Here is a 6,232-nt window from a genome sequence, read left to right on the forward strand (position 1 = left end):
CAACCAGAATACCGACGATGATCAGGACCAATCCCAGGATGGCGTTTTCTATAACAAAGGCTCCTGCCAACCCTGAAACAACCACACCACCGACATAGAGCCATTTCCAGAGTGCATTAGATTCTTTCATTTTCTTCTCCTTTTGCGATTAATTGAATGGACATGCGCTATTTAATATAACACATTCGCAAAATAAGGTTTCATTGTAAAAAGTATTGATATTCATATAAATAGCGTCCAGCAGAATCCAATTAAACCTGCGGGACGTTTTTCTATATTTTCAATCGAATTTCAAACCTGGTTCCCAGCCCCAGCTCGCTGGACACCAGGATCACCCCCTCGTGCGCCTCGATGATCGAGCGGGTGATCGCCAGCCCGAGCCCTGATTCGCCCGCGTCCAGATTTCGGGCCTGGTCGCCGCGGTAAAATCGCTCAAAGATGCGGCTCAAATCCTTCGCTGCAATCCCCGCGCCAGTATCTTCAACAATAATGGATACCCACTGCCCACTGAAAACTGAAGATTGAACGCTAATCGTTCCCTCAGGTGGCGTATAGCGCAGCGCATTGCTGACCAGATTTCCCAGCGCCTGCACCATCCGCTCCTCATCTATCTGGACAGACAGGAGGGCGGATTCTGTATCCACGCTCAGGATGACGCCTTTCTGCTCGGCAGCCAGTTGATAAGATGATGCGACCCGCCGCAACAATGCCCCGACCTCAACTTGCCTCCGATTAAGCGGTATCTGCCCGGCGTCAGCCAACGAAAGCGTCCGCAGATCGCTGACGAGGTGCTGAAGATGCTTCACCTCAGTATGCATGACGGCAATCCGTTCCGGGGTGGCATCGAGGACACCCTCTTCTATCGTCTCAAGATAGCCGCCGATCACCGTCAGTGGAGTACCCAGATCGTGGGCAATATCAGCCGTCATTTGACGGCGGGATTCTGTCGCGCGTGCCAGATCGGCAGACATCTGATTGAATGAAGCGGTCAACTCCCCCAATTCATCTTTTGATCGCACGGGGACTTCCTGCTCCAAATCACCGCGTGCCATTGCGCGGGTTGCGCCAGTCAACTCTCGCAGCGGGCGGGTCATGGAGCGTGCCAGCCCCGCACCGAGAATTAAGGCAATGATCGTCGCTGCGCCCGCTGCCAGAAGGAGGGCCTGGTTGCTGCGCTCCAAATAACGTTGTTCAACCGGGTCCAGTTCGGGAGCGTTGCCAGTTTGCAGCACCGTCCCAACGACGATACCATTCACCTCGACGGGTGTGCCCTCAGCGAGGATTTCTGCAGCTACGATTTCCCGTGGGCGATACTCTCCAGCCGGGACGACGATCTCTCCATTTTGGTTGGCAAGGGCAAAAATGATCGGTGCGGGTTTGGGTTGATTGGGGTTGGGCGGCTGATTTTGCGGTCGTCGGAGTGGAAATTCTTGAGCGATCCCTTGCCATGAGCCATGATCCTGATAATAGCCGGTCACCTTTTCGATGAACTCATCGCGGATGCGGTCGACAACGAGAGTCTCGAATTCGCGGGCTGTCGCCTGCCAGGTAAATACGGCAGCCAATCCGGCAACCGTCAGGCTGACGATCAGAAAGGCGAGGGTGAGTTTTAAGGAGAGGGAGCGCATGGAATTCGCCGATTCAGCGATTCAACGATTCTGCGTTTTGTTGATTCGCAGAATCGCTGAATCTATACCCCACCCCAAAAACCGTTTCGATATAGCGCGGCTCGGAGGGGTCTGGTTCGATCTTGGTGCGCAAATTGCGGACATGCACATCGATTGTCCGCTCGACGCCTTCGAAGGTGGTGCCCTGTAATTTGATCAACAGATCGGCACGTGAGAATACTCTCCCGGGGGAGGTCATGAAGGTGGCGAGGAGATCAAATTCGGAAGGGGTCAGGTTAACGGAATTTCCGTCCACGCGCACCTGGCGGGTCTCATGATCGAGGCTAATATCCCCTGCTTTAAGGGCAGCAGGTTGAAGGGAGTCCGCTCCGACCCGGCGCAGGACGGCGCGAATCCGTGCGAGCAGTTCCCTCATCCCAAAAGGCTTGGTGACGTAATCATCCGCGCCGAGTTCCAGTCCCAAAACCTTGTCGGTTTCTTCAAGTTTTGCCGTGAGTAAAATAATGGGTGTTTCACTCTCTTTTCGGTAGGCGGTCACAAATTGATAACCGTCCATTTCGGGCATCATAATATCGAGCAGGATCAGATCGGGCTTTTCCTGGCGGGCGGTGAAGAGGGCGTTCTGACCGTTATCCGCAGTGACGACTCGCAGTCCCTGTTCGGTGAGGTAATCACGAACAAGGGTACGGACGCTGGCGCTGTCGTCTACGACAAGGATGGTTTTGGTCATGATCTTTTACCGCTTTTCATATGGAGGCTCAATGCCCTCGCGAAAGAAAATATTGGGTTCTGCCCCGTATTCTGTTCGCCAGATTTCCACAGCCTGAGAATAAGTCACATAACGAGCCTGACCCGATTGGATCAGCGGGGCGAGTTGATCCAACAAGGCCAATAATTTTTCATGCTGGTCAGCATTGAAGATGATCCTCTGGGGAACAGGCAAAGTGACTGTATAGATTTTATTACGATCAAGTGTCCCCTGCGCAAGCTGGTCGGAGAGCGCTTGTACGAATTCGGGAGTTGATAAAAATTCACTGTCACGTCCCCAGTCTTCATGTTCACCTGGCCCAATGTAAACCATTTGTCCGCCAGAATCGTGAACCCAGAAATTTTTGTTGGGTCCCTTGGGTATCCAAATTCCGCTGGCAATATCGTCTTTGCTGAAATCGCCCTGATGATGGTCGCGGCTGACGGCCAATGTCAGAACTTCGGGATGCCATGTGTAATCGGGATAAATCCACCCTGCCTCTCCCCGGCTGAGTGCCTTAAATTGTGGCGGATTATTCCATACCAGGCCGCCCACATTTTCACTGATGTTTGAGGTAAGCGTTCCCCCTAGGTAGCGAATATCCGCGTAATTATCAGCCCCTTCTTCTGTGCCACCCTCCTGATGGGGGTCAATTTCAAAACCATAGTGGATCGCCAGATAGTCGATGATATTCAATCCATCGGTGGAAGCTTTCATCGCATCCGTTTCGCAGCGTGAAACGCCGAGGAAAAACTCGTACTCGATTTGCAGATTGAAGGCCACTCCAGTTTTGGAAATGGTCTCTGAAAAAAGCAATAATTTCTCGCGGAAATCCGGATATGCATCGCAGTTTGCATAGACCGGCACATCTTCAATATGACCGGCAACCGTTACATAAATGGGTGGGATCGGGATGGATTCCGTCTCAATATCAATGACAGTAACTGTTTCGATTTCCAGCACTCCAGTGTCGCTTGGCTCTTGCGTTGGCAGAACGTTGGGAGAGGGATCGTTTTCAGGTTCAGATGAGCTGGTAATAAATGGCAATGAACAGGCCGATTGGATGGTTACCAAGATCCCCAATAAGATCACAAGTGTGGAAATTCTCTTGCTCATATAACTCTCCTTTGATCTCGATTGACTTAGGGGATATAGATCAATAATTTGCTTTATTATTTGCGGCAGAGATAATTTTAATAATCTGATTATACTCGTGAGTACGTGCGTTGCACCCTCAAAAGATGCAACGCACTTTTTTATTCTACTGACTTTTAGTCGGGACACCCAATGCATCGATCAGGGCTGGCTCTGTGACACCCAGTTCTGCTGCAGCAGCAGCGAAATCTGGCGGGCCTTGTCCACGTTCGCCCAGGGCAGTTTTCAAGGCTTCTTCAGTCACACCCAAATCAGATGCGGCAGCTGCGAAATCAATCCGTGGACGATTTTGCCCACCCTGACCCTGACCATTTTGGCCCTGGCCTTGCTGACCGTTATTCGGTCCACCAGTAGGTACACGGAGTGCATTGATCAGCTCTTCTTCAGTGATACCAAGCTGAGCGGCTACGTCGGCAAAATCAGGCCTCCCTTGTCCGGGTTCTCCCAAGGCTTCCTTCAAAGCTTCTTCGGTCACACCTAACTCTGATGCGGCAGCAGACAGGTCAATCTGTCGACGCTGTTTCTCTCTGTTGCCTTGCCCTTGAGGGCCTTGACCTTCTGGAGACTGTTGGCCATCTTCATCAGGGAGCGCTTGCTCGGGAACGCTCACGTTGCTGATATCCAGACCCTGGATTTCTTCCGGGAGTCCAGAGCAGGCTGTAAGCGCGACTGCGATACCAATCAATATTGTATAAAATTTAATTTTCTTGTTCATGATTTATCCTTTTGGTTAGAACAGGAAGATTTCTTCTTCCCGTATATTGACTACAGTATAAAAAATAGATGTTTAGAAGTTGTTTAGAATCTCTTCGGATTTGGTTTAGTTACCCGGTTTTTAGGTGCGATATAATCCTCGATTGAAACACGCCAGGCCATTTCTTATATTCTAAAAGAGGAGCTTATTAATCAAGACCATCGGAGTGGTCGGGGATGAGCTGGGAATCTTCGATTGAATATTATCGAATTGTCAACGAAGGTGTAAAAGAGAAACTTGGCGGGTTACACTCTGCCAGGAGCCTGATGATCTCGGTCGATTTTGCTGAGATCGAAACCTTGCAAAATGAAGATCGCTGGGATGAAGCCACACAGGCGATAATCGAGGTGGCGCAGCAGGTTGAATCAGGCATTGACACAATTTAACGGAAGCATTCTGGCGGTGGTGCATGATCGCTATTTTATCGAAGGCTTTGCCACGGATATCTGGAAAATCAAAAAATGGAAAGGTTGAAAGAAAATTTTAACCTGTATAATGATGCACTGGAATTAATTCGATATACAATGGAAAGAGTAAAAACTTAAGGACTATAAGAATGAATGGACTGATCGCATTAGTGGGTTCAGGTGAATATTTATCAGTAATGAACGAAATTGACCGCCATCTTTTGGCTTCGGTCAACACAAATGGACGTGCTCCCCGCGTGGTTTGTATGCCCACCGCAGCCGGGCAGGAAGGTGATGCCAGTGTGAAGCGCTGGCTCAAAATGGGTAGCGAGCATTTTGAAGAATTGGGCGCAGAGGTAACCCCCGCCCGCATCATCGATCGGGAATCAGCCGATGATCCCCAATGGGAAGAGGCCTTGCAAAACGCTGATCTGATCTATTTCTCTGGTGGAAAACCGAACTATCTCTACGAAACGATGCAGGGCAGCCGCGCCTGGAAAGCCGCCCAAAAAGCCTGGGAGCGTGGCGCGGTTTATGCTGGCTGTTCAGCCGGCGCGATGATCCTGGCAGATAGAGTGCCCAATTTCCGCTCCGTTGGGTTAACTTCGATTGAAGCATTTCAGGTTCTTCCGCCAACCTTCGTTATCCCGCATTTTGATCGCATGCGTGGCCTGTGGTCTGCGTATCTTTTTGCCGTGCGCCGCCAATTGGCGGATGGGCAATTCATTCTGGGCGTGGACGAGAAATCTGCGTTGGTTGGATCGCTTGAAGGTGGGTGGAAAGTGATGGGACAGGGCAACGCACACATTATTACTCGCGATCATCAGCAGGATTTTAATGCAGGGGAAGAAGTATTTTTGAGCATTTGAAATATAGTACAATTGTTCTTGAGAATAATTATGGCTGAAACGATAAAAGCAATTGTTAAATGGCCAGGAGGAAAAATATCAGAGGCTGAAAAAATCCTCCCTATACTTCCACGCTACAAAGGGAGATTTATTGATCCTTTCGTTGGGGGAGGATCGATTTATTTTGCGTCTCAAGCGCAAAACGCTGCCATTAATGATCGATCAGAGGAATTAATTGCCTTATATATTTATATACAACAGGGAGAAAAAAAGTTCTTTCAAACTATTCATCGTTTAGATGATATTCGTCGTTCATTATGCAACATGATTGAAGGAGATACAGACGATTTCCTAGCTTGGTTTAATAGTTATATTCTTGGAAATATATCAAAGGAAGAGCTAAATACTCAGGTAAAAAGTTGGGTTAAGAATCACGAATCAAAATTGTCAGAGTTTACTTTTGAGCAGATTGAAACAAGTGTTTTTTATAATGAAATATTCAAGAATTTAACTAGGAAATTATTCCGGATGCAGAAATTGTCGGAAGAAAATGGTGGGCTGAAGGATACTGACATTATCGATAATTTCGAGACAGCTTTTCACAGCGCTTTCTACATGTATGTTCGTCATCTATACAATTACGCTAGTGACTTAGAGCTATCACATTCTTTGACCATTGCTACCTTTTACTA

The 6,232-nt window shown here is 48.8% G+C and carries 7 protein-coding genes; 3 read left to right on the top strand and 4 right to left on the bottom strand.

Annotated elements, in window-relative coordinates:
* Positions 1-272: 272 nt before the first annotated feature.
* The 4 genes from AC3DOM_RS02235 to AC3DOM_RS02250 form a co-directional block, all read right to left on the bottom strand.
* Positions 273-1,628, bottom strand: a complete 1,356-nt coding sequence (locus AC3DOM_RS02235; RefSeq protein ID WP_487917395.1) for a sensor histidine kinase — start codon at positions 1,626-1,628, stop codon at positions 273-275.
* A gap of 13 nt (positions 1,629-1,641) precedes the next feature.
* Positions 1,642-2,358 carry a response regulator transcription factor gene (locus tag AC3DOM_RS02240; RefSeq protein WP_487917396.1) on the bottom strand — a complete coding sequence of 239 codons (717 nt, stop codon included), beginning with the start codon at positions 2,356-2,358 and terminating at the stop codon, positions 1,642-1,644.
* A gap of 6 nt (positions 2,359-2,364) precedes the next feature.
* Positions 2,365-3,492, bottom strand: coding sequence for a hypothetical protein (locus AC3DOM_RS02245; RefSeq protein WP_487917397.1), 1,128 nt, complete (start codon positions 3,490-3,492; stop codon positions 2,365-2,367).
* 145 nt (positions 3,493-3,637) lie between these two features.
* Complete coding sequence (locus tag AC3DOM_RS02250) at positions 3,638-4,246, bottom strand: hypothetical protein (RefSeq protein ID WP_487917398.1); 609 nt, start codon at positions 4,244-4,246, stop codon at positions 3,638-3,640.
* A 215-nt stretch (positions 4,247-4,461) separates the two neighbouring features.
* On the opposite strand from AC3DOM_RS02250, the gene AC3DOM_RS02255 reads away from it, so the two are divergent.
* The 3 genes from AC3DOM_RS02255 to AC3DOM_RS02265 all read left to right on the top strand — a co-directional run.
* The gene (locus AC3DOM_RS02255; protein WP_487917399.1) at positions 4,462-4,671 is read left to right on the top strand and encodes a hypothetical protein; all 210 of its coding nucleotides are present in this window, start codon (positions 4,462-4,464) and stop codon (positions 4,669-4,671) included.
* 170 nt (positions 4,672-4,841) lie between these two features.
* Positions 4,842-5,561 carry a Type 1 glutamine amidotransferase-like domain-containing protein gene (locus AC3DOM_RS02260; RefSeq protein ID WP_487917400.1) on the top strand — a complete coding sequence of 240 codons (720 nt, stop codon included), beginning with the start codon at positions 4,842-4,844 and terminating at the stop codon, positions 5,559-5,561.
* Between the two features lie 30 nt (positions 5,562-5,591).
* Positions 5,592-6,232 (top strand): DNA adenine methylase (locus tag AC3DOM_RS02265; RefSeq protein ID WP_487917401.1); only part of this gene is annotated, 641 nt, incomplete at its 3' end.

It is taken from the genome of Candidatus Desulfolinea nitratireducens, assembly GCF_982879505.1.

Coding starts and splice junctions, on each gene's coding strand:
- AC3DOM_RS02235 (WP_487917395.1), bottom strand. CDS start 1,628: ATGCGCTCCCTCTCCTTAAAACTCACCCTCGCCTTTCTGATCGTCAGC.
- AC3DOM_RS02240 (WP_487917396.1), bottom strand. CDS start 2,358: ATGACCAAAACCATCCTTGTCGTAGACGACAGCGCCAGCGTCCGTACC.
- AC3DOM_RS02245 (WP_487917397.1), bottom strand. CDS start 3,492: ATGAGCAAGAGAATTTCCACACTTGTGATCTTATTGGGGATCTTGGTA.
- AC3DOM_RS02250 (WP_487917398.1), bottom strand. CDS start 4,246: ATGAACAAGAAAATTAAATTTTATACAATATTGATTGGTATCGCAGTC.
- AC3DOM_RS02255 (WP_487917399.1), top strand. CDS start 4,462: ATGAGCTGGGAATCTTCGATTGAATATTATCGAATTGTCAACGAAGGT.
- AC3DOM_RS02260 (WP_487917400.1), top strand. CDS start 4,842: ATGAATGGACTGATCGCATTAGTGGGTTCAGGTGAATATTTATCAGTA.